This is a genomic window from Klebsiella sp. 141198, from assembly GCF_050600785.1.
In the GTDB taxonomy this organism is placed as follows: domain Bacteria; phylum Pseudomonadota; class Gammaproteobacteria; order Enterobacterales; family Enterobacteriaceae; genus Klebsiella; species Klebsiella aerogenes.
The window spans coordinates 916,425-937,681 of record NZ_JAQIRM010000002.1; the positions used below are offsets into that span (position 1 = coordinate 916,425).

Genomic DNA, 21,257 nt, shown 5'->3' on the forward strand with positions numbered 1-21,257 from the left:
TTAACTTGTCAGCCCTTTATAAAACGCCGACAATTCATCGATCGATAATAAAACGGAGGCACTCATGTCCACCTCATTCTTTGTTGCGGCCGACTGGCTGGCGGAACATATTGATGACCCGCAGATTCAAATTCTGGACGCGCGGATGGCGCCGGCGGGTCAGGAAGCGCTGCGCGATATGGCGGCGGAATACCGCGACGGGCATATCCCCGGCGCGGTTTTTTTTGATATCGAAGCGCTGTCTGACCACACCAGCCCGCTGCCGCATATGATGCCGCGGGCGGAAACCTTCGCCGTGGCGATGCGCGAGCTTGGCGTCAGCAGCGATAAGCACCTGGTGGTTTATGATGAAGGCAATCTGTTCTCAGCGCCGCGCGCCTGGTGGATGTTACGTACCTTCGGCGTCGAAAGAGTGTCGATTGTCGCCGGTGGCCTCGAAGGCTGGCGCCGCGATGAATTGCCGCTGGAGAAAGGCGAACCGGACCTGCCAGAAGGCGAATTTGAGGTGAACTTCGATCCTGAGGTGATCAAACGCTTAACCGATGTGCTGCTGGTCAGCCATGAAGGATCGGCGCAGATCGTCGATGCCCGTCCGGCGGCGCGTTTTAACGGACTGGCGGATGAACCGCGTCCGGGCTTACGCCGCGGGCATATCCCCGGCGCGCTTAACGTCCCGTGGACCGAGCTGGTGATTAATGGCGAACTGAAGACAGTCGATGAGATGAACGATATCTTTAAGCGTCAGGGCGTTGATTTTTCACGACCGATTATCGCCAGCTGCGGCTCCGGGGTAACGGCGGCAGTGGTGGTACTGGCGTTGACCACCCTCGGCGTCAACGGCGTGTGCCTGTACGATGGTTCGTGGAGCGAATGGGGCGCGAGAACGGATTTGCCGATCGAGCCGGCTCCTGCCGCTGAGTAAACGCGGCGTGACTGCGGGCCTCCCGTCCCGCGGTCACTAAATAATTTCTGATTTTCCCCGCCCTTTTATTCTGCTTCTCGCCAAACCGGTTACTCTATCCTGCCGCAGGGCTTGTAGCTGCCGTATTTGCTCTACTTCCACCCAATTTATAAGGAAATTAAATAATGACCGTTTCATTACAGAACCTCATGGATGTCGTAAAAAAGTACAACCGCAATCCCACACCGAAACCTATGCCGGAAGATGAGGTGGAGCGCCTGCGGGTCCGGAAATATCGCGATCCGCAAAATAGCGAAACCATGGCGCTTCCGGACAGTCTGAAAGCGCTGTTGGCCTACGATTGCCAGCTGAAAGGCCCCTCCGGCCAGCTGGTACTAGAATGGGTTGTAGACTCTATTGATGAACATGGCATCCTGCTTTCCGACTCGCTGGATGAAGATGCTTATTACATGAATGGTCTTGATATGGCCGGACTGGACTTTGAAGAGCTGACGCCAATCTGGAACGACGATCCGCGTCTTCCAGCCCTGATTCGCATCAGCCATGCCGGCGATCAGCAGGTATTTATTTATGTCACTGAACGTGATGAACAGGGTGAATATCCTGTCGTCCGCTTCGAAGGTAAAGAGAATGACCTCTGGCTGGCGGAATCGTCGCTGATTGAATATCTGCAAGGGGTCTTTACCGATGAGGAGGAGAGCCACGACGAATGGCAACGCCAGCAGGACCTCAACCAGGCACGCGATGGCGCCTTGCTGGAGCTGGAATATATCCACGAGGACCTTTACGCGAAAATCGAAGGCTGCTCTGACTAACTCGCGGTCTCACCCCGAATAGCGCGGCCAGTTCGCGCTATTCACAGGGATGATAACGGCGTATGTATTGGGACGTGTCATCGTTAACGTCGTCTCCTCCAACCCGTATAACAATTAAGCTAATGCATGCGTATTTTTACCGAGTTGCGCTACGTTTATCCGGCCTATCAACTGTAATTTTCAGAATAACTCATGGTTTATTAATTTTTCAGGCATAAATAAGAACAAGGAAAGATAATGTCATTGATAGACAAAAATAATCGTGATAGCACACGAAATCATCTTTGGTCGGGCGGTATTGCGGGGCTGATCGTAGGGGGGTTTATACTCTATTTCTTGAACGAATGGGGATCCTGGCTTCCTGATATAACATTTAAGAACATTTTAATATGCTTATCTCGCGAAGCAATGGAACAAAGAACTTACCCTGAGCTGAAGATATACATCGGCTTAATCTTTTCCAGCTTTCTTATTGTGTTATTACATCCCGGCTATGCCAAAGCATCCATCGCCGGATGGATATTGCACAACGAACCTTCAGCTAAAAATTGTTTTCGATATATAGTATGTGCCCTGATACTCAACTGTATCCTGCAGTACATCCTTTCATGCTATGTAACGTTATCTGCCATCCATACAATTAAGCATATTCTATATATAATGACTTTGCTGGCGACAGGTGGAATGCTACTGTACGACGCCTGGCGACAGTCACAACTTAATGACACTACGTTAAACCAATTGCGTCTCGCAGTATTAATGACAATAGCGCTTCAAGCTATCTGGCCTGTAAATTTATTAATTTTTTCCGCCCAAACATATGACAATATGACCATGGGCTTGAGTATCGCAACCGCGTTAATGTTAGGCGCTCTGCTGGCATTTTTAGCCACGGCAGGTCTGACCTGCTTAGTACGTTTGTTGCTGGGTAAGAAAAACCTACGTGCCTGGCGCCCGCAGTTTGCGTTATTCAATGGAATAATTATTTTATGCGTAGCGGGAAGTTATCTGTTTAATATGATATCTCATTAATTTAGTCGCCCGCTGAATAGTTTTTACCTGATAAGTCTCAGAACTACTTATCTCATATTAAATACTTCATGTAAACGTCATAACAAGGAATGATAATGGTAGATGATGGCAATGGCAATAACCTGCAAAAACTCCCGTGGTTAGGCGGTATCGCTGGTCTGATAGTAGGAGCTTTAATACTCTATTTCTGGAAGGAGTGGGCATCATGGCTTCCGGGAATCACATTTGAGAAAATGGCAACTTATGCCTATCAAAATGACCTTGAAAGAAATAGCTTACTGCCTATTACGGTATATGTCGATCTTCTTTTCTCGACTTTCCTACTTGTTCTTTTTCAACCTGGCTATCCACAAGCACCGATTGTATCTTGGATATTACATAATAAACCCTCAGCTAAAAACATCATCATTTATATATTGCTCGCCTGGATGCTCAGCCTTATTATACAGGGTATCCTTATATCATTCCCACAAAGTACCTTACTAAAATCAATACTATATATACTGGCCTTACTGACCATAGTTAGAATGCTTGTAACCGATGCCTGGCGCCAGTCCCAGGCGCTTTCCTACCCCTTAAATCAGTTGCGCCCCGCCGTTATTGCTATTATTGCTCTTCAGTCTATCTGGCCGGTTAAAGCAACACTAATATTTGCCGATTTATATGACAACATCGGATTACGCTTGATGTTCCCAGTTGCAATAATGATTGGCGTTCTGCTGGCTTACTTAACCACTGCTGGTCTGGCCTGGTTAACGCGCCTTGTAATAGGCGAGAAAAACCTCCGGGCCTGGCGTGGGCAGTTTGCATTATTCAACGGAATAATCATCTTCTGTGTGGCGGGAAAATATTTTTTTCATTTGGTATCACGGTTTATGTAATAAAAAATATACACCGGGCGTCCAGCCATGCCGAAGCTGTATTAACCATTATTTTTGAATATAAGGACGGGGGTTGCCCCCCGTACGATTCAGATAATCCGGTTCTGCTTGAAATCGCGCAGGAAGCTGCCCCAGCGCTTTTCATAGAACGGCGTGATATGGGCAATCATAAAGTGGCTGATGCCATTCTCGCCTTCTACCACCTGGCAAATATCGATAGGTTCATCGCCCGGCAAGGTATCGGTGGCCACGCTGCCGGTGGTCTGGATAATAGATTCAATATCCCCTTCCGCTTCAATCCCGATCAACAAGTTAGCCGGCGCGTCGGCGCTCTCTTTAATCGAACACAGAAACGCCCGCTTGACGGTCTTCAGCGTTTTGAACAGCGTGGTCAGCGAATCCACCATCTGCGCCGGCGGTTCGGCGACTTCAGACAGCAGCAGCGCTTCGCCGCCTTCCAGTACCGTCTGGGTACTGAGCGGGCTGCCCTCTTCACCCAGCAGATGGCTGATTTCCCGCGGGGTGAATTCTTTGCCGCTCGGCAGCTTCGGGTTGAGAAACAGCGATTCGCCCAGCGTCATCGCCATCAGCGTGCGGGCGGGCATCATCACGAAAGCCTGTTCGTCTTCTACCGCCTGCTGCAGCGCCTCCAGCGAGGAGAAGAACGGAATAACCGACGTGCCATCTTCTTTTTCCCAATGCTGTAGATCGAGGGGGCTATCTTCGACAATCTGCTCGCCGTCCGCCGCGCTACCCGGCACCCAGACGGTGGCCTCAAGCAGCGCGGTGAAAAATGCCGGACGATGGGCAGGCTCGGTCGCTGCCTTCTCCAGCAGGGTTTCTAATTCATTTTTAGTATCAGACATAGATTCGCTACTTCAAAAATCGCCCGTCCGCGCGGGCCTACGGTTTTCCAGGCCGGGTAAGCGTAGCGCCACCCGGCAAGGCCATTACTCAGCCGTCAGCAGATTAGCGATAGTGCGCACGCCAAGGCCAGTCGCACCCGCCGACCACTGTTCAACCGCAGCTTTACGGTAAGTCGCAGAGCAGTCGATATGCAGCCAGCCCTGGTGGTAGTTTTCCACGAAGTGGGACAGGAAGCCCGCTGCGGTGCTGGCACCGGCCGGATACGCCGCGCTACCGGTGTTGTTCAGCTCAGCGAAGTTAGACGGTAGCTGGTTGCGGTGGAATTCGGCCAGCGGCAGACGCCAGAAGGCTTCATTTTCCGCCTGCGCGCTCGCCAGCAGACGATTCGCCAGCGCGTCGTCAAAGCTAAACAGCGCGTGGTAATCGTTACCCAATGCGGTTTTCGCCGCGCCGGTCAGGGTGGCGGCATCGATGATCAGCTGCGGCTTCTGCGCCGAGGCGTCGATCAGGCCATCCGCCAGCACCAGGCGACCTTCGGCGTCGGTATTCATGATTTCAACGGTTTTACCGTTGCGGTAATGAATGATATCGCCAAGCTTGAAGGCGTTGCCGCTAATCAGGTTATCCGCGCAGCACAGGAACAGCTTCACACGTTTGTTCAGACCGCGGGTAATGGCGAAAGCCAGCGCGCCGGTCACGGTGGCCGCGCCGCCCATGTCGGATTTCATCGAATCCATAAAGGCGCTTTGCTTGATGCTGTAGCCGCCGGAGTCGAAGGTGATGCCTTTGCCGACCAGACAGGCGTATACCGGCGCGTCTTTATCGCCGGTCGGGTTGTAGTCCAGCGCCAGCAGGACCGGCGGGCGCTCGGAGCCGCGGCCAACGGTATGCAGGCCAAGATAGTTCTGCTCACGCAGATCTTCGCCTTTGGTGATGCGATAGCTGACCTTTTCGCCCGCCACGCCGCACAGCAGATCGACGGCGCGCTGCGCCAGCTGTTCTGGTCCCAGCTCTTCTGCCGGTGCGTTGATGGTGTCGCGAACCCAATCGATAATCGTCAGGCGGTTATCCAGCTCGCTGCGCTGCGCGTCATCCAGGGTTGGCCATTCGACCTGGCGCTGACCTTTCGGCCCTTTATAGCCGGCCCAAAAAGCCCAGGCGCGATCGGTGTTCCAGCCTTCGCCGCTCAGGGCGACGTGCTTGATACCCATACCGTCAATTTTGCGCGCCGCGCGCTGGATTAACCCCAGGTCGTCTTTACCGTTGAGATGTAAGGCGATACCGTCGTTATTGATACTCCAGGTCGCTTTTTCTCCCCAGCGCGCATCGGCAGGCAGAGTAGAAAGCGTAATCTTCATAGCTTCGGTCATTATCTTTATCCTTATTAGCAAACGGGCCACCCTATGGCAGCCCGTTAAAATTTTTCCGCTTGAGGCGAAAATTATTCGGCTTCGTCTAACCAGACTAGCAGAATCGCCTCCAGAATTTTTTCATTGGATGCGTTTGGGTCGTCATCGAACTCTTCCAGGTCGCAAATCCACTGATGCATATCGGTGAAGCGAACGGTTTTCGGGTCGAGATCCGGGTAAGCGTCATACAAGGCTTCGCCGATTTCGCGACTGTCGGTCCATTTCAGTGCCATATTAGTGCTCGCGTGCGTGGTTGATGGTGTAACGCGGGATCTCAACGACCAGATCTTCGTCGGTGACGCGCGCCTGGCAGCTCAGACGGCTGTCAGGTTCCAGCCCCCAGGCTTTATCCAGCATGTCGTCTTCATCTTCGCTACTTTCCGCCAGCGAGTCAAAACCTTCACGCACGATGCAGTGGCAGGTGGTGCAGGCACAGGATTTTTCACAGGCGTGTTCAATCTCGATACCGCTACGCAGCGCCGCATCCAGAATGGTTTCACCGCTCTCAGCTTCCACAACTACGCCATCCGGACACAGGTCCTGGTGGGGCAGAAAAACAATTTTTGGCATTTTAAACCTCGTCCACGGATTGGCCTTTCAGCGCAGCGCGGACCGACTGGTCCATGCGGCGTGCGGCGAATTCCTGGGTTTGTGTGTCGATATTTTTAATGGCTTCTTTAATCGCGTCGGCATCTTCGCCTGCCGCGGCGGCGCGAACTTGCTCCGCGGCGGCATCGATAACCTGACGCTCTGCGGCGCTTAACAGCGCGGCGTCGGCGGCCAGCGCGCTTTCCAGGCTCTCCAGTACGCGAGCGGCTTCGACTTTCTGTTCAGCCAGCATACGCGCCTGGATATCCTGTTCGGCGTAGCTCATCGAATCTTTAATCATGTTGGCGATTTCGCCATCGGTCAGGCCGTAAGACGGTTTCACCTGGATTGAGGCTTCCACGCCGGTCGATTTTTCCATCGCTGTGACGCTCAGCAGACCGTCGGCATCAACCTGGAAGGTGACGCGAATATGCGCCCCGCCCGCCGGCAGCGCCGGGATACCGCGCAGCGCGAAACGCGCCAGCGAGCGGCAATCCTGCACCAGCTCACGCTCGCCCTGCATCACGTGAATGGACATCGCCGTTTGGCCATCTTTGAAAGTGGTAAACTCCTGCGCGCGGGCAACCGGAATGGTGGTATTACGCGGGATCACTTTCTCTACCAGGCCGCCCATGGTTTCCAGCCCAAGCGACAGCGGGATAACATCAAGCAGCAGCAGTTCGCTGTCCGGTTTGTTGCCGACCAGAATATCCGCCTGAATCGCCGCGCCGATGGCGACGACTTTGTCCGGGTCGATAGAGGTCAGCGGGGTACGGCCAAAGAATTCGCCAACGCGCTCACGCACCAACGGCACGCGGGTGGAACCGCCGACCATCACCACTTCCAGCACCTCTTGCGCTTCAACGCCGGCGTCTTTCAGCGCGCGACGGCAGGCCATCAGGGTACGTTTTACCAGTGGGGCAATCAGATCGTTAAACTGGCTACGGGTGATATCGCCCTGCCAGCCGCCGACTTCGACGTGCGCCACGTCGGCGTCGCTCAAGGCGATTTTCGCCGCAATGGCGGCATCCAGCAGCTCACGCTGCAGGCGGTTATCGCTACGGTCGCTGAGGCCCGCCTGCTCGCGCAGATAGTCGGCCAGCAGATGGTCGAAATCATCGCCGCCGAGAGCGGAATCACCGCCGGTCGCCAGCACTTCAAACACCCCGCGGCTTAAGCGCAGAATGGAGATATCAAAGGTACCGCCGCCGAGATCGTAAACCGCAATCACCCCTTCCTGGCCGGAATCGAGGCCGTAGGCGATAGCCGCCGCGGTCGGCTCATTGAGCAAACGCAGCACGTGCAGGCCCGCCAGACGCGCCGCGTCTTTGGTTCCCTGACGCTGAGCGTCATCGAAATAGGCCGGAACGGTAATGACCACGCCGTCGAGATCGCCCGCCAGCGCTTCAGTGGCGCGGGCGGCCAGCGCTTTCAGGATGTCGGCGGAGACCCGCACCGGGTTCAGCAGGCCGCCGGCGGTCTGGATCATCGGCAGTCCATTTTCACTGGCCTGCAGCTGGTACGGCAAGTGCGGATAGCGGGTTTGAATATCGGCGAGGGAACGCCCCATCATTCGCTTCACCGAGCTGATGGTGTTCACCGGATCCTGAGCGGCATTGAGCCGGGCTTCATAGCCGACGGTCAGTCCAGAGGCGTGGTAGTTCACGACCGACGGCAGCAGGTAGCGGCCTTGATGGTCGGGCAGAGTTTCGGCCTGGCCGCTACGCACGGTAGCAACCAGAGAATTGGTGGTGCCAAGGTCGATACCTGCCGCCAATCGACGCTGATGCGGCGCGGCGCTCAGACCAGGCTCACTAATTTGTAATAGGGCCATAATTGCTTCCGAAAATTAAAAGTCGAGCAGTTTTTCTTCGAGTTCTTCAGCACTGCTGCGCAGTTTATCGAGAAAACGGAGCTTGCGTACAGTATCAGCCGCCGCATCCCAGGTCTCGTTTTGCAATTGTTCAACCATCAGTTGATGGCGGGTATCAAACAGCGCTTTTACCCGTTTGATAAAGGTTTCCAGCCGCGCTTCGTCTTTCGCCTGGCCGATTTCATCGAGCTCTTCGCGCAGTTCCAGCTGTTCCATCAGGAACGCGGTGTCGCGGACGGTGTGCTGCTCGCTGGCGAGGTCAAAACCGTGCAGCGAAAGGAGATATTCCGCACGGGTCAGCGGATGACGCAGAGTCTGCCAGGCCTGGTTAATGGTGGCGGAGTGCTGAACCGCAGCCAGCTGTTCCGCAGCGGGCGCGCTGGCAAATTTATCCGGATGGTACTGGCGCTGCAGATCCTGATACCGGACAGCCAGTTGTTCAAGCGAGAGGGTATAGCTGGCTGGTAACCCGAAGAGGGTGAAATAGTCCATAGTAACCTCAGGGTCATGCATCTAAACTAAAACCCCACGCGCGGCGTGACCGCGGTGGGGTTGGGGATTACCGATTATACGTTAAAGCTTTCGCCGCAACCGCACTCATCTTTCACGTTCGGGTTGGTAAATTTAAACCCTTCGTTAAGGCCTTCTTTGACGAAGTCCAGTTGAGTGCCGTCGAGGAATTGCAGGCTCTTACCGTCGATCACGACTTTCACGCCTTTGTCTTCAAACACGGTGTCTTCTGCCGCCGGCTCGTCAACAAATTCCAGTACATAAGCCATACCTGAACAACCGGAGGTTCTTACCCCCAGACGCAGGCCAAAGCCTTTACCGCGGTTCGCCAGGAAGGAATTGACTCGCGCTGCTGCACTGTCGCTTAAGGTAATCGACATAACAAACCTCAACTCTTAATTATTTTGCTTCACGTTTGCTTTTGTAATCCGCAATCGCGGCTTTAATCGCGTCTTCCGCCAGGATAGAGCAGTGAATTTTCACCGGCGGCAGTTCCAGTTCATCGGCGATATCGGTGTTCTTGATAGCCTGCGCTTCGTCCAGCGATTTACCTTTCACCCACTCGGTGACCAGGGAGCTGGAAGCGATAGCGGAACCGCAGCCATAGGTCTTGAAGCGCGCATCTTCAATGATACCTTCATTGTTGACTTTAATCTGCAACTTCATGACGTCGCCGCACGCAGGTGCGCCGACCATACCGCTACCGACGCTGTCGTCGCTGTTGTCGAAAGAGCCGACGTTGCGCGGGTTTTCGTAATGATCGATGACTTTTTCGCTGTATGCCATGATGAATTCTCCTTATCGGTGCCGAATTAGTGATGTGACCATTCAATGCTGTTCAGATCCACGCCCTGCTTGAACATTTCCCACAGCGGAGAAAGATCGCGCAGACGGCCGATGGAGTTACGAACCAGTTTGATGGTGTAGTCAATCTCTTCTTCGGTAGTAAAACGACCTAAAGAGAAACGAATAGAACTGTGCGCCAGTTCATCAGTCATGCCTAACGCGCGCAGCACGTAGGATGGCTCAAGGCTCGCGGAAGTACAGGCTGAACCGGAGGAAACCGCCAGGTCTTTCAGCGCCATAATCAGCGACTCGCCTTCAACATAGTTGAAGCTGACGTTGAGAATGTTCGGCGCGCCCTGCTCGAGGTCGCCATTCAGATAAACTTCTTCCATATCTTTCACGCCGTTCCACAGACGGTCACGCAGGCCGCGCAGGCGCGCCATTTCGCTTTCCATCTCTTCTTTGGCGATACGGTAAGCTTCGCCCATACCGACGATCTGGTGGACAGGCAGGGTGCCTGAACGCATGCCGCGCTCGTGGCCGCCGCCGTGCATCTGCGCTTCGATGCGGATACGCGGCTTACGGCGTACGTACAGCGCGCCGATACCTTTCGGGCCGTAAATTTTGTGACCGGAGAAGGACATCAGGTCAACTTTCAGCTGGCTCAGATCGATAGGCAGCTTGCCCACGCTCTGGGTGGCGTCAACGTGGTAAATGATACCGCGGGCGCGGCACATCTCGCCGATGGTAGCGATATCCTGCACCACGCCGATTTCGTTGTTCACGTGCATAATGGAAACCAGGATGGTGTCGTCACGCATCGCCGCTTCCAGTTCTTTCAGATCGATAATACCGTTGCTCTGCGGAGCAAGGTAGGTCACTTCAAAACCTTCGCGCTCAAGCTGACGGCAGGTATCCAGTACCGCTTTATGCTCGGTTTTGCTGGTGATGATGTGCTTGCCTTTTTTCTGATAAAAGTTGGCTGCACCTTTAATCGCCAGGTTATCGGATTCCGTTGCGCCGGAGGTAAAGACGATTTCGCGCGGATCGGCACCGACCAGTTCGGCAATCTGATTACGGGCGATATCTACCGCCTCTTCAGCCTGCCAACCGAAACGGTGAGAACGTGAGGCCGGGTTACCAAAGGTCCCGTCCAGGGTCAGGAACTGCATCATTTTCTCGGCAACACGCGGGTCCACCGGCGTTGTTGCGGAGTAATCGAGGTAAATCGGTAATTTCATTGCTCTTAAACTCCGTACATCACTCAATGCAAGGAACCAGGCAACCGGCTTGATGTACGACCGAGTACACGAGATGCCTCAACATCCCGGCCTGATTCTGAAAATCTTTATTATTGCTATCTACCCTGCCGTTTCACCTTGCAGCCCGTAAGCCGCAAGCTGAAACTAAGCCTCGTGCTAGGCGCGCAGTTTTACGTCAATGGCGTCCTGAGAACGCGTAGTACGCTGAGATTCATGATTGTGCTGACGACCAGAAACATCGAGGATTTCCTGGTTATTCACCAGTTCGCCCAGGGTGATGTTGTTGAGGAAACCGGTCAAACGTTCGCTCAGATCGCGCCACAGCGCGTGGGTCAGACACTTATCGCCACCCTGGCAGCCGCCTTTACCCTGACAACGGGTGGCGTCAACGGATTCGTCTACGGCGCTGATCACTTCGCCTACGGCGATGCTGCCAGCTTCTTTACCTAACAGGTAACCGCCGCCTGGCCCACGAACGCTGGATACCAGACCATTTTTACGCAGGCGAGAGAACAGCTGTTCCAGATAGGAAAGCGAAATTCCCTGACGCTCTGAAATATCTGCCAACGGAACCGGGCCCGTTTCAGAGTTGAGCGCAACGTCAAGCATTGCGGTCACGGCATAACGCCCTTTAGATGTCAGTCTCATGTCTTACTTAACCTCAAACTCGCCCCTGCCCGGGCTTTTTATTAATATGGGTATTGCATAGCAGGGCCAAGTCTGACATTCCCGAGTAAATTGGTCAACTATTTACTTGACTGTTTTAGTCAGGTATTTGGCTTTCCGTGCCGTTATTGATTTCGAGCCGCTCCCGGGCTACAACAGCGATGTGGATTCGTAGGCCGGATAAGCAAAGCGCCATCCGGCGTTAACGCGCTTACTTACCTTTATTCTGCTGCTCAATAGACGCCAGCATCCCGCGCAGGATGTTCAGCTCCTGGCTTTCCGGACGCGCGCGGGTGAACAGACGACGCAGCTTGTTCATCACCTGCCCCGGATGATTCGGGCGGATAAAACCGGTCGCCAGCAGAGTCTGCTCAAGGTGGCCGTAAAAACGTTCTAAATCATCGACCAGCGGATACGGCGTTTCTTCATGTTCAACCGCCGGCTGCGCCTGCTCCTGAGTCGCCAGCCAGGCCATCCGCACTTCATAGGCGATAACCTGCACCGCCATCGCCAGGTTCAGCGAGCTGTACTCGGGGTTGGCGGCGATCGCCACGTGATAGTGGCACTTCTGCAGTTCGTCGTTAGTCAGGCCAACGCGCTCGCGACCAAAGACCAGCGCGACCGGCGCATGTTGGCCTTCGGCGACGCTTTTCAGACCGCATTCGCGCGGATCCAGCATCGGCCACGGCAGCGTGCGGGAACGTGCGCTGGTGCCAACCACCAGGCTACAGCCCGCCAGCGCTTCATCAAGGGTATCGACGATCTGCGCGTTGCCAATCACATCGCTGGCGCCAGCGGCCAGCGCGATGGCCTGGGAATCAGGTTTCACCAGCGGGTTGACCAGCCACAGGTTAGTTAAGCCCATGGTTTTCATCGCGCGGGCAACGGAGCCCATATTGCCGGTGTGTGAGGTTTCTACCAGTACGATTCGAATATTTTGCAGCATTATGGTTCTTCGGCTAAAGATTATTCGTGCATGCTAACATAAAACGGAGACATAAGCAGAATTCGCTGTTACTATATGCGCCGTTTTTTCCCGTTCTTTAACATCCAGTGAGAGATACCGATGCATCCGATGCTGAACATTGCCGTGCGCGCAGCGCGCAAGGCGGGTAATTTAATTGCCAAGCACTACGAAACGCCAGATTCCGTAGAAACCAGCCAGAAAGGCAGCAATGACTTTGTGACTAACGTCGATAAAGCCGCAGAAGCGATTATTATCGAAACCATTCGCAAGTCTTACCCACAGCACACCATCATCACCGAAGAAAGCGGCGAGCACGCTGGTGAAGATCAGGATATTCAATGGGTTATCGATCCACTGGATGGCACCACCAACTTCGTTAAACGTCTGCCACACTTCTCTGTTTCCATCGCCGTACGCATTAAAGGCCGTACTGAAGTCGCGGTGGTTTACGATCCAATGCGTAATGAACTGTTCACCGCCACCCGCGGTCAGGGCGCGCAGCTGAACGGCTACCGTCTGCGCGGCAGCAACGCTCGCGATCTCGACGGCACCATCATCGCCACCGGTTTCCCGTTCAAAGCGAAGCAGCACGCTACCGCTTACATGAACATCCTCGGCAACATGTTCACCGAATGCGCTGACTTCCGTCGCACCGGTTCCGCCGCGCTGGATCTGGCCTACGTTGCCGCTGGCCGCGTTGACGGTTACTTTGAAATCGCCCTCAAACCGTGGGATTTCGCCGCAGGCGAATTGATCGCTCGTGAAGCAGGCGCCATCGTTTGCGACTTCACCGGTGGTCATAACTATATGCTGACCGGCAACATCGTAGCCGGTAACCCGCGCGTCGTGAAGGCGATGCTGGCGAACATGCGCGAGCAGCTGAGCGAAGCGCTGAAGCGTTAACTTCTCACTGAATGTAAAAAGGAAGCTGCGGCTTCCTTTTTTTATCCCCTAAAACGGCCGCAAGCCGCCGCCCGGCGGGATCGCGCTACTCCACATCACGACAGCCGCCGTCAACAGCGCCACGCCGCCGGCCAGCGCCAGCGTCGCCCAGCCAACCTGTTTCCACATCGCCGGCGCCTGATGGCGACTCAGGCGGATAGCCAACTGGCGGAATCCATGCACCAATAGCGCCAGCCCGCTTATGGTCATCGACGTTCCCGCCGCCATTACCAGCGCGGCAGCCATGCCCCAACCAAAGACGCCGATCACCTTGCTGAACAGCAGCACCATAATCGCTCCCGAGCAGGGACGCATGCCCATCGACAGCACAATCGCCAGCCTGGCGCGCCAGTCGTCGCCACTCTGTAGTTGATCCGGCGCCGGAAGGTGCTGATGGCCGCAGCCGCAATGTTCATCATGGACGTGATGCGGGGTAAAAGCGGTAAACGTTGGCCGCCGCAGCAAGACTCGCAGTTTTTTCAATGCCCGCCCGCACAGTAAAAGCCCCAATGCGCCGACCAGCAGATAGCTCCCCTTCTCCAGCCAGAAGCTGCTGAGATGCAGTTGACGCGCCGGAAGCTGCAGCAGCGTCAATACCACCACCACGAGTACTATCGCCACCATTCCCTGCAACAGCGATGCCGCCAGCGTCAGCGCAATACTCGATTTCAGCTTTGAGGGATGGGTGGCAAGCCAGGTGGTAATCACGATTTTTCCGTGACCGGGGCCAAGCGCGTGCAGTACGCCGTAGACAAAGCTGAACCCGAGCAGCGACAGCCCCGCCGCTGACGGATTATCCGCCACCGCCTGCAGCAGTTGGCTGAGCTCAAGATTCAGTGAACGCTGCCAGACCGCGCTTTGCAACAGTACCTGCGGCCAGGCGAGCCACAACCAGATACCGCCCACGACGCTCAGCGTCAGAAACAGCGCCAGCGGCCAGAGTGATTTCCAGCGCGGCGCCCGCGCTCGCGGCGTAAAAACTACTGACATGTCAAGGTCACCTTCTGGGCGAAGTAGTTACCCAGTTCCATGTCTTCCGGCGGCGCGTCCTCTTTATCGAGCGACTGCGCATAAGACAACATTTTGTCGTTGGGTTTCGGCGTCATTACCGTGGCCTTGCAGGAGGCCCGCAGCGCGGCAGGCAGTGAAAAATCGCTATCCTGCTCATAAAACATATCGACGTAGTAGGTCGGATCGAAGGTGGATAACGTAAAGGTTTGTCCGGCAACAGGTTGCGGCGTCGCCAGCGGCAAGGTGAAGGTGAGTACCGCCTGCAGCCCGCTCCGTGCAAGGCCGTAGCCATCCGGACGGTTAGCAAACTTAACCCGCTGGCCGTTATGCCACAGTTCGCTGAAGTAGTGCTGGCCGAGTACGTTGGCCATGACCTCCGCCGCGAGTTTTTTCCATACTTCACTGCCCGGCTTTGCATTGCCGGCATCATAGAGCAGATCCGCTGAGGTTATTTCGTCCATCGTCCAGCGCATGTTAAAGCCGGTCAACAGACCGTCTTTCACCACGGCTTCACTCTGCAAATTAATGAAGCTGTGCGGATGCGCAACGGCTGACAATGATAAAACCATGAAAAATGCCGCACCGACGCAGTGTTTCACTCTCTTCATCTGTTCCTCGCGTGAAAAATTCTGTGAACTTCGTCAGCAATCCTGATCTAAAGGCCGCGGTCCGCCCTGCTCACCCTGCATCCTTTGGCTATTCTTAGCTGAAACCCTAACTGGAACTTACCAGATGATGACAGTGATTGAACCACCATCTGCGCTTTCCAGTCCACAGCGCCGTAGCCAGGTGCTCCTGATGTTCTATCTTCCGGGACAATCCGTCACGCCGCAACAGCTGGTCAGGCTCAACCAGGTGGATGAGGCGACGGCCCAACAGGATATCGCGGAGACGGGGCGCGAAATTCAGCGTTATCATCGACTGACTCTCGCGTCGCAGATGGACGGCAGCTATCGGATTGAAGGCGCCGCGCTCGATCAACGCCTGTGCCTGCTGCACGCTCTACGGCGTGGGCTGCGCCTGTGCCCGCACTTCGTTCACCACCATTTTACCCCGGCGTTAAAAACGCAGCTTAAACAGCAGGGTATCGCGCGAACCTTATATGATGATACCAATCTTCAGGCGCTGGTGAATCGCTGCGCGCGCACGCTTAATCGGCAGTTCGACTGCCGGGACGGTCAGTTCCTGCGCCTGTATCTTCAGTACTGCCTGCTACAACATCATCTGGGCCAGTCGCCGGATTTCACCCGTGAGCAGCGCAACTGGGCGCAGGCCGCGGCGGAATTTAACCTCGCCGCCGAAATCGTTCGCCACTGGCAGCGCCGGGTCAGCGCCACGCCACACGCCGGCGAACAACATTTTCTGACCCTGCTGTTTATGTTACTGAAAACACCGGATCCCATTCACGACGGTCATCAACAGGACAGACGCCTGCATCTGGCGATCTCCCGCTTGATCCATCGTTTCCAGGATCTGGCGGGACGGCCATTCAGCGATGAACAAGGGTTGAGCGACCAACTCTATATTCATCTTTCGCAAGCGTTGAACCGCAGCGTATTCGCCATCGGTATTGATAACGCTTTACCGGAGGAGATCGGACGCCTGTATCCGCGCCTGATGCGTACCACCCAGGAGGCATTACGCGATTTCGAAGCGGCCTATCATATTCAATTTAATCAGGAAGAGGTCAGCTTAATCGCGGTTATTTTCGGCGCGTGGTTGATGCAAAAAGCCGACCTGCATGAAAAGCAGGTGGTGCTGTTGACGCGGGAAAATAGCGAACTGGAACAGGCGCTGGAAATGCAATTGCGGGAATTGACGCTGCTGCCGCTGAATATTAAGTACTTAAGCGTGACCCAGTTTCAGCAACAAGGCGCGCCGAAGGATGTGACCTTGGTGGTCACGCCTTACACCACCGCGCTACCGCTGTTTTCGCCGCCGCTGTTTCATGCTGAAGAAAATTTTAGCGATCACCAGCGGCAGCAGATTTGCAAAATGCTTGAGGATTAGGCGCTCACCGCCTTCGGTCGCACGACCAGCGCCGGTAGCGCCACCAGCGCCATCACCCAGAAGACGCCCTGATGCAGGTGCTGGTAGAGGAATCCAGCAAACACCGTCATCACCGCGATGCTGCCGCCCATCGCCACCGCCGAGTAAACGGCCTGCAGGCGGATAACCTCACTTCCCTGCCGCGCGGCGATATAGCGCATGGCCGCCAGATGGCAGACGGTAAACGTTCCACAGTGAAGGATCTGCGCGACCAGTAGCCATGGCAGCGCGGTCGTCCAGCCCATAATCGTCCAGCGCGCCACCCCACACACCGCCGAGAGCAGCAGCAGGTCGCGGGCGCTAAAGCGACGGAAGACTTTTTTACTCAAGGCGAAAATCACCACTTCGGCGACGACGCCAAGCGACCATAAATAGCCGACAGCGGAAGCTGAATAACCGGCCTGCTGCCAGTATAGCGCGCTGAAGCCGTAGTAGGCGGCGTGCGCCCCCTGCAACAGACAGACGCAGGCAAGAAAACGCCAGCTTTGCCGCACCAGGCTAAGCCACGCCGATAGTCCGGCCGCCTCCTGATGTCGGCTCTCCCCTTGCGGCATCACTGAAGGTTTCAGCAACATGCCCAACAGCATCGAGGCCGTGCCCAGGCTTAACAACAGCAGGATCGCCCGATAATCAAACAAACTCACCAGTTTACCGGTCAGCGCAGAACCAATGACGAAAGCAATCGATCCCCACAACCGCACCCGGCCGTAATCCATGGTGATTTGTTTTTGCCAGGTGTTGGCTAACGCATCGGTTAGCGGCACCAGCGGCGAGAAAAAGAGGTTGAATCCGACGATGACCACCATCAGCCAGGCTACCTGGCCGCCGACCCAGAAGGCGAGAGCAAATAGCAGCGTCAGCAACGCGAGGATTCGCAAGGCGCGAATCAAACGAGAAGGATCGCTGACCCGCGGCGCAATCAACAGACTGCCCAGAAAACGCGCCACCAGCCCGGCGCCGAGCAACACGCCAATGGTTTCCGGCGTCAGGCCTACGCCTGCCAGCCAGACGCTCCAGAATGGTAGAAAAATACCGTAGCTAAAAAAGTAGGTGAAGTAACTTAGCGCCAGCCAGCGCGTGGAGTGCAAGACCATGATTCCCTCCCGAATGGAAGCTCTAGTCTGGCGATAAAGCGCATACTGAGCAAACCCATGTCTCACTATCTTCATGGTCGTTAAGTACATTTCTCTTAAAATCGTGAGCATTGTCACGCGATGAGTGTGCAATATGGTGGGCAGTATGAAAAAAAATCCGATAACCGGGCATCAGAGTGTTTCCCGCGTATCGACTTAATCGCCGCTCAACGAGGTGCAACAATATTATTTTCCCAGCGTGGCGGGGAGTAAAAATGTGTATTACGTTTAGATCACACGCCTGTGATAAAGGACTGATTATGAACACGCTACGCTATTTTGACTTTGGCTCTTCCCGCCCTGTCCTGCTGTTAATCGCACGTATTGCGATCGTGCTGCTGTTCATTATTTTTGGCTATCCGAAACTGATGGGGTTTAGCGGAACGGTACAATATATGGCTTCTTCCGGCGCGCCGATGCCGACGCTGGCGGCGATCATCGCGGTCATCATGGAGGTACCCGCCGCTATACTGATTATTTTAGGTTTCTTCACCCGCCCGCTGGCGGTGATCTTTATTTTTTACACCCTGGGTACCGCGGTTATCGGCCATCATTACTGGGATATGACCGGCGATGCGGTATTGCCGAATATGATTAACTTCTATAAGAACGTCAGTATCGCCGGGGCCTTCCTGCTGCTGGCGATTACCGGACCGGGTTCGATTTCGCTGGATCGTCGATAACCAGCAGACACAAAAAAGGCCGCAATCGCGGCCTTTTTTATCTTAACGCGGCAAGATTACGCGTAAACCGGGAAACGGGCGCAGATATCCAGCACTTTACCTTTGACGCGCTCAATAACAGCTTCGTCGTTGATATTGTCGAGAACGTCGCACATCCAGCCAGCCAGCTCTTTCACTTCCGCTTCTTTAAAGCCGCGGCGAGTCACAGCCGGAGAACCGATACGGATACCGGAAGTCACGAACGGGCTCTTCGGATCGTTCGGTACGCTGTTTTTGTTAACGGTGATATTGGCGCGGCCCAGGGCGGCGTCAGCTTCTTTACCGGTCAGGTTTTTATCTACCAGATCCAGCAGGAACAGGTGGTTTTCAGTACCGCCGGAAACCACTTTGTAACCGCGGTTCAGGAACACTTCCACCATCGCTTTGGCGTTTTTGGCAACCTGCTGCTGATAAACTTTGAACTCTGGCTCCATCGCTTCTTTCAGCGCCACCGCTTTCGCGGCAATTACGTGCATCAGCGGGCCGCCCTGCGCGCTTGGGAACACGGCGGAGTTCAGTTTCTTGTACAGCTCTTCGCTACCGCCTTTCGCCAGGATCAGGCCGCCGCGCGGACCCGCCAGGGTTTTGTGGGTGGTAGTAGTAACAACGTGGGCGTGCGGAACCGGGTTCGGATAAACGCCGGCGGCAATCAGGCCCGCTACGTGCGCCATATCGACGAACAGATAAGCGCCGATGCTGTCAGCGATTTCACGCATTTTCGCCCAGTCAACGATACCGGAGTAAGCGGAGAAGCCACCGATGATCATCTTCGGTTTGTGCTCCTGGGCCTGCTTCGCCATGTCTTCGTAGTCAATTTTACCGGACTCATCGATACCATAAGGAATGATGTTGTACAGTTTACCGGAGAAGTTAACCGGGGAGCCGTGGGTCAGGTGGCCGCCTTGCGCCAGGTTCATACCCAGCACGGTATCGCCTGGCTGCAGCAGTGCGGTGTAGACGGCAAAGTTAGCCTGCGAGCCGGAGTGCGGCTGCACGTTAGCGTAGTCGGCGCCGAACAGTTCTTTCGCGCGGTCGATAGCCAGTTGCTCAACGATATCCACGTACTCGCAGCCACCGTAGTAGCGCTTGCCCGGATAACCTTCGGCATATTTGTTAGTCAGCTGGGAACCCTGAGCCTGCATCACGCGCGGACTGGTGTAGTTCTCGGAGGCGATCAGTTCGATGTGCTCTTCCTGACGTACTTTTTCCTGCTCCATAGCCTGCCACAGTTCGGCATCATAATCGGCAATGTTCATTTCACGCTTTAACATCCGCATCTCCTGACTCAGCTAACGATAAAATTTTGGCCTAAAAAGGCGGTCCTGATGGACAACGGCCCACAGTATAACCGAATCATTCTGTGATAACAGGTCTTGACAAAGGATTTTACGCAAACGATTGGCTCCACAGCACACAAGGCTTTGAGCAATAACGCATCAAACATTATCAACGGATTTCTTTTCAGGTTTGTGATGCAAATTCTTCATGTTGTAACTGCTTTGCGGCAAAGTGATAAAGAACCATTTACATAGCAGGGTTATTTATATAAGATGCATTTGAAATGCATCAATAGGATAACATTTAAGGAAGCTGCTATGCTCGACGCTCAAACCATCGCCACGGTCAAAGCCACTATTCCCCTGCTTGTAGAGACCGGCCCAAAGCTAACCGCGCATTTTTATGACCGTATGTTTACTCATAATCCGGAGCTCAAGGAGATCTTCAATATGAGTAACCAGCGCAACGGCGATCAGCGCGAAGCGCTGTTCAACGCTATCGCCGCCTACGCCAGTAATATCGACAACCTGCCGGCCCTGCTGCCGGCGGTCGAAAAAATCGCCCAGAAACATACCAGCTTCCAGATTAAACCGGAGCAGTACAATATTGTCGGCAGCCATCTGCTGGCGACCCTCGACGAAATGTTTAGCCCGGGCCAGGAAGTACTCGACGCCTGGGGCAAAGCCTATGGCGTGCTGGCGAACGTCTTTATCAATCGCGAAGCGGAAATCTACCAGGATAACGCCAGTAAAAATGGCGGCTGGGAAGGTACCCGCGCGTTCCGCATTGTTAAGAAAACCCCACGCAGCCAGCTTATTACCAGCTTTGAACTGGAGCCTGTCGACGGGCAGCCGGTCGCCGATTACCAGCCGGGACAGTATCTGGCTATCTGGCTGAAGCCGGAAGCCTTCGAGTATCAGGAAATTCGTCAATACTCTCTGACCCGCAAAGCGGACGGTAAAGGCTATCGCATCGCGGTGAAACGTGAAAACGGCGGCCAGGTGTCCAACTGGCTGCATAACCACGCCAGCGAAGGCGACGTGGTCTACTTAGCCGCGCCGGCAGGCGACTTCTTCCTCCACGTGGCAGCGCAGACGCCGGTGACCTTGCTCTCCGGCGGCGTGGGCCAAACGCCAATGCTGGCGATGCTGGATACGCTGGCGAAAAGCCATCATCAGGGCCAGGTGAACTGGTTCCACGCGGCAGAAAACGGTGACGTTCACGCCTTTGCGGACGAAGTGAAGGCGCTTGGCGCGGCGTTGCCGAAGTTTACTTCTCACGTCTGGTACCGTAGCCCGAGCGAGGCCGACCGTCAGGCTGGTCGTTTTGATAGCGAAGGTTTGATGGATTTAGCGCCGCTGGCGGAAAATATTCGCGACCCGCAGATGCAATTCTATCTCTGCGGCCCAGTGGCCTTTATGCAGTTTGCAGCGAAGCAGCTGGTAGAATTAGGGGTCAATAAAGACAACATTCATTACGAATGTTTCGGCCCGCATAAGGTTCTGTAAGCCCAACGACGCGGGGATTTGTAGGCCGGGTAAGCG

Annotated in this window: 23 protein-coding genes; 8 read left to right on the plus strand and 15 right to left on the minus strand. The window is 54.9% G+C overall.

Going from position 1 to position 21,257, the window contains the following annotated elements:
* Positions 1–64: 64 nt before the first annotated feature.
* The 4 genes from sseA to PGR10_RS09610 all read left to right on the plus strand — a co-directional run bounded on the left by sseA (position 65) and on the right by PGR10_RS09610 (position 3,650).
* Positions 65–922: a 3-mercaptopyruvate sulfurtransferase gene (gene sseA, locus PGR10_RS09595; RefSeq protein ID WP_087858404.1), complete on the plus strand. Its 858-nt coding sequence runs from the start codon at positions 65–67 to the stop codon at positions 920–922.
* A gap of 164 nt (positions 923–1,086) precedes the next feature.
* Positions 1,087–1,737, plus strand: a complete 651-nt coding sequence (locus PGR10_RS09600) for a DUF5066 family protein (RefSeq protein ID WP_430923403.1) — start codon at positions 1,087–1,089, stop codon at positions 1,735–1,737.
* A gap of 237 nt (positions 1,738–1,974) precedes the next feature.
* Entirely contained in the window at positions 1,975–2,769 is a 795-nt protein-coding gene (locus PGR10_RS09605; protein WP_430923404.1) for a hypothetical protein, read from the plus strand.
* Between the two features lie 95 nt (positions 2,770–2,864).
* Positions 2,865–3,650, plus strand: a complete 786-nt coding sequence (locus PGR10_RS09610) for a hypothetical protein (protein ID WP_430923405.1) — start codon at positions 2,865–2,867, stop codon at positions 3,648–3,650.
* 89 nt (positions 3,651–3,739) lie between these two features.
* Here the strand turns inward: PGR10_RS09610 and sseB are convergent, their stop codons facing one another.
* From sseB to trmJ, 11 genes are all read right to left on the minus strand, one after another.
* Positions 3,740–4,516 (minus strand): enhanced serine sensitivity protein SseB, encoded by a 777-nt coding sequence (gene sseB / locus PGR10_RS09615; protein ID WP_430923406.1) that lies wholly within the window; start codon positions 4,514–4,516, stop codon positions 3,740–3,742.
* An 84-nt stretch (positions 4,517–4,600) separates the two neighbouring features.
* Positions 4,601–5,887, minus strand: coding sequence for an aminopeptidase PepB (pepB, locus tag PGR10_RS09620; protein WP_015370317.1), 1,287 nt, complete (start codon positions 5,885–5,887; stop codon positions 4,601–4,603).
* Positions 5,888–5,958: 71 nt separating this feature from the next.
* The gene (gene iscX, locus PGR10_RS09625) at positions 5,959–6,159 is read right to left on the minus strand and encodes a Fe-S cluster assembly protein IscX (protein ID WP_002913954.1); all 201 of its coding nucleotides are present in this window, start codon (positions 6,157–6,159) and stop codon (positions 5,959–5,961) included.
* A gap of 1 nt (position 6,160) precedes the next feature.
* The gene (gene fdx / locus PGR10_RS09630; protein ID WP_012540871.1) at positions 6,161–6,496 is read right to left on the minus strand and encodes an ISC system 2Fe-2S type ferredoxin; all 336 of its coding nucleotides are present in this window, start codon (positions 6,494–6,496) and stop codon (positions 6,161–6,163) included.
* 1 nt (position 6,497) lies between these two features.
* Entirely contained in the window at positions 6,498–8,348 is a 1,851-nt protein-coding gene (gene hscA, locus PGR10_RS09635) for a Fe-S protein assembly chaperone HscA (protein ID WP_012540870.1), read from the minus strand.
* Between the two features lie 15 nt (positions 8,349–8,363).
* Positions 8,364–8,879 carry a co-chaperone HscB gene (gene hscB / locus PGR10_RS09640; protein WP_047053904.1) on the minus strand — a complete coding sequence of 172 codons (516 nt, stop codon included), beginning with the start codon at positions 8,877–8,879 and terminating at the stop codon, positions 8,364–8,366.
* A 74-nt stretch (positions 8,880–8,953) separates the two neighbouring features.
* Positions 8,954–9,277, minus strand: a complete 324-nt coding sequence (gene iscA / locus PGR10_RS09645; RefSeq protein WP_012540868.1) for an iron-sulfur cluster assembly protein IscA — start codon at positions 9,275–9,277, stop codon at positions 8,954–8,956.
* A gap of 19 nt (positions 9,278–9,296) precedes the next feature.
* Positions 9,297–9,683, minus strand: a complete 387-nt coding sequence (gene iscU / locus PGR10_RS09650) for a Fe-S cluster assembly scaffold IscU (protein ID WP_004866383.1) — start codon at positions 9,681–9,683, stop codon at positions 9,297–9,299.
* Between the two features lie 26 nt (positions 9,684–9,709).
* Entirely contained in the window at positions 9,710–10,924 is a 1,215-nt protein-coding gene (gene iscS, locus PGR10_RS09655; RefSeq protein ID WP_015703173.1) for a cysteine desulfurase, read from the minus strand.
* 177 nt (positions 10,925–11,101) lie between these two features.
* Entirely contained in the window at positions 11,102–11,593 is a 492-nt protein-coding gene (gene iscR / locus PGR10_RS09660) for a Fe-S cluster assembly transcriptional regulator IscR (RefSeq protein ID WP_015370314.1), read from the minus strand.
* 229 nt (positions 11,594–11,822) lie between these two features.
* A complete protein-coding gene (trmJ, locus tag PGR10_RS09665) occupies positions 11,823–12,557 on the minus strand; it encodes a tRNA (cytosine(32)/uridine(32)-2'-O)-methyltransferase TrmJ (protein WP_015370313.1) in 735 nt (244 codons plus the stop codon).
* Between the two features lie 120 nt (positions 12,558–12,677).
* On the opposite strand from trmJ, the gene suhB reads away from it, so the two are divergent.
* On the plus strand, positions 12,678–13,481 hold the full coding sequence (gene suhB / locus PGR10_RS09670) for an inositol-1-monophosphatase (protein ID WP_015370312.1): 804 nt from the start codon (positions 12,678–12,680) through the stop codon (positions 13,479–13,481).
* A 48-nt stretch (positions 13,482–13,529) separates the two neighbouring features.
* Here the strand turns inward: suhB and PGR10_RS09675 are convergent, their stop codons facing one another.
* Both PGR10_RS09675 and PGR10_RS09680 read right to left on the minus strand, forming a co-directional pair.
* On the minus strand, positions 13,530–14,510 hold the full coding sequence (locus PGR10_RS09675; RefSeq protein WP_213317553.1) for a nickel/cobalt transporter: 981 nt from the start codon (positions 14,508–14,510) through the stop codon (positions 13,530–13,532).
* Positions 14,501–15,139, minus strand: coding sequence for a DUF1007 family protein (locus tag PGR10_RS09680; protein ID WP_430923407.1), 639 nt, complete (start codon positions 15,137–15,139; stop codon positions 14,501–14,503). Before PGR10_RS09680 ends, PGR10_RS09675 begins: the two co-directional genes overlap by 10 nt.
* A 124-nt stretch (positions 15,140–15,263) precedes the next feature.
* On the opposite strand from PGR10_RS09680, the gene csiE reads away from it, so the two are divergent.
* On the plus strand, positions 15,264–16,541 hold the full coding sequence (gene csiE / locus PGR10_RS09685) for a stationary phase inducible protein CsiE (RefSeq protein ID WP_087858396.1): 1,278 nt from the start codon (positions 15,264–15,266) through the stop codon (positions 16,539–16,541).
* Here csiE and PGR10_RS09690 read toward each other — a convergent pair.
* Positions 16,538–17,674 carry a 3-phenylpropionate MFS transporter gene (locus PGR10_RS09690; protein ID WP_430923408.1) on the minus strand — a complete coding sequence of 379 codons (1,137 nt, stop codon included), beginning with the start codon at positions 17,672–17,674 and terminating at the stop codon, positions 16,538–16,540. The two genes, csiE and PGR10_RS09690, sit on opposite strands and share 4 nt — an antisense overlap.
* Positions 17,675–17,973: 299 nt before the next feature.
* Between PGR10_RS09690 and PGR10_RS09695 the strand changes: the two genes are divergently transcribed.
* Entirely contained in the window at positions 17,974–18,396 is a 423-nt protein-coding gene (locus PGR10_RS09695) for a DoxX family protein (RefSeq protein WP_015370306.1), read from the plus strand.
* A 56-nt stretch (positions 18,397–18,452) separates the two neighbouring features.
* Here PGR10_RS09695 and glyA read toward each other — a convergent pair whose 3' ends face one another.
* On the minus strand, positions 18,453–19,706 hold the full coding sequence (gene glyA, locus PGR10_RS09700; RefSeq protein ID WP_015370305.1) for a serine hydroxymethyltransferase: 1,254 nt from the start codon (positions 19,704–19,706) through the stop codon (positions 18,453–18,455).
* A gap of 324 nt (positions 19,707–20,030) precedes the next feature.
* Between glyA and hmpA the strand changes: the two genes are divergently transcribed.
* The gene (gene hmpA, locus PGR10_RS09705) at positions 20,031–21,221 is read left to right on the plus strand and encodes an NO-inducible flavohemoprotein (RefSeq protein ID WP_087858394.1); all 1,191 of its coding nucleotides are present in this window, start codon (positions 20,031–20,033) and stop codon (positions 21,219–21,221) included.
* Positions 21,222–21,257 lie beyond the last annotated feature (36 nt).

Coding starts and splice junctions, on each gene's coding strand:
- PGR10_RS09605 (WP_430923404.1), top strand. CDS start 1,975: ATGTCATTGATAGACAAAAATAATCGTGATAGCACACGAAATCATCTT.
- PGR10_RS09610 (WP_430923405.1), top strand. CDS start 2,865: ATGGTAGATGATGGCAATGGCAATAACCTGCAAAAACTCCCGTGGTTA.
- hscA (WP_012540870.1), bottom strand. CDS start 8,348: ATGGCCCTATTACAAATTAGTGAGCCTGGTCTGAGCGCCGCGCCGCAT.
- iscU (WP_004866383.1), bottom strand. CDS start 9,683: ATGGCATACAGCGAAAAAGTCATCGATCATTACGAAAACCCGCGCAAC.
- hmpA (WP_087858394.1), top strand. CDS start 20,031: ATGCTCGACGCTCAAACCATCGCCACGGTCAAAGCCACTATTCCCCTG.
- PGR10_RS09680 (WP_430923407.1), bottom strand. CDS start 15,139: ATGAAGAGAGTGAAACACTGCGTCGGTGCGGCATTTTTCATGGTTTTA.
- pepB (WP_015370317.1), bottom strand. CDS start 5,887: ATGACCGAAGCTATGAAGATTACGCTTTCTACTCTGCCTGCCGATGCG.
- fdx (WP_012540871.1), bottom strand. CDS start 6,496: ATGCCAAAAATTGTTTTTCTGCCCCACCAGGACCTGTGTCCGGATGGC.
- iscR (WP_015370314.1), bottom strand. CDS start 11,593: ATGAGACTGACATCTAAAGGGCGTTATGCCGTGACCGCAATGCTTGAC.
- PGR10_RS09690 (WP_430923408.1), bottom strand. CDS start 17,674: ATGGTCTTGCACTCCACGCGCTGGCTGGCGCTAAGTTACTTCACCTAC.
- sseA (WP_087858404.1), top strand. CDS start 65: ATGTCCACCTCATTCTTTGTTGCGGCCGACTGGCTGGCGGAACATATT.
- suhB (WP_015370312.1), top strand. CDS start 12,678: ATGCATCCGATGCTGAACATTGCCGTGCGCGCAGCGCGCAAGGCGGGT.
- sseB (WP_430923406.1), bottom strand. CDS start 4,516: ATGTCTGATACTAAAAATGAATTAGAAACCCTGCTGGAGAAGGCAGCG.
- iscA (WP_012540868.1), bottom strand. CDS start 9,277: ATGTCGATTACCTTAAGCGACAGTGCAGCAGCGCGAGTCAATTCCTTC.
- iscS (WP_015703173.1), bottom strand. CDS start 10,924: ATGAAATTACCGATTTACCTCGATTACTCCGCAACAACGCCGGTGGAC.
- glyA (WP_015370305.1), bottom strand. CDS start 19,706: ATGTTAAAGCGTGAAATGAACATTGCCGATTATGATGCCGAACTGTGG.
- csiE (WP_087858396.1), top strand. CDS start 15,264: ATGATGACAGTGATTGAACCACCATCTGCGCTTTCCAGTCCACAGCGC.
- PGR10_RS09675 (WP_213317553.1), bottom strand. CDS start 14,510: ATGTCAGTAGTTTTTACGCCGCGAGCGCGGGCGCCGCGCTGGAAATCA.
- iscX (WP_002913954.1), bottom strand. CDS start 6,159: ATGGCACTGAAATGGACCGACAGTCGCGAAATCGGCGAAGCCTTGTAT.
- hscB (WP_047053904.1), bottom strand. CDS start 8,879: ATGGACTATTTCACCCTCTTCGGGTTACCAGCCAGCTATACCCTCTCG.
- PGR10_RS09695 (WP_015370306.1), top strand. CDS start 17,974: ATGAACACGCTACGCTATTTTGACTTTGGCTCTTCCCGCCCTGTCCTG.
- trmJ (WP_015370313.1), bottom strand. CDS start 12,557: ATGCTGCAAAATATTCGAATCGTACTGGTAGAAACCTCACACACCGGC.
- PGR10_RS09600 (WP_430923403.1), top strand. CDS start 1,087: ATGACCGTTTCATTACAGAACCTCATGGATGTCGTAAAAAAGTACAAC.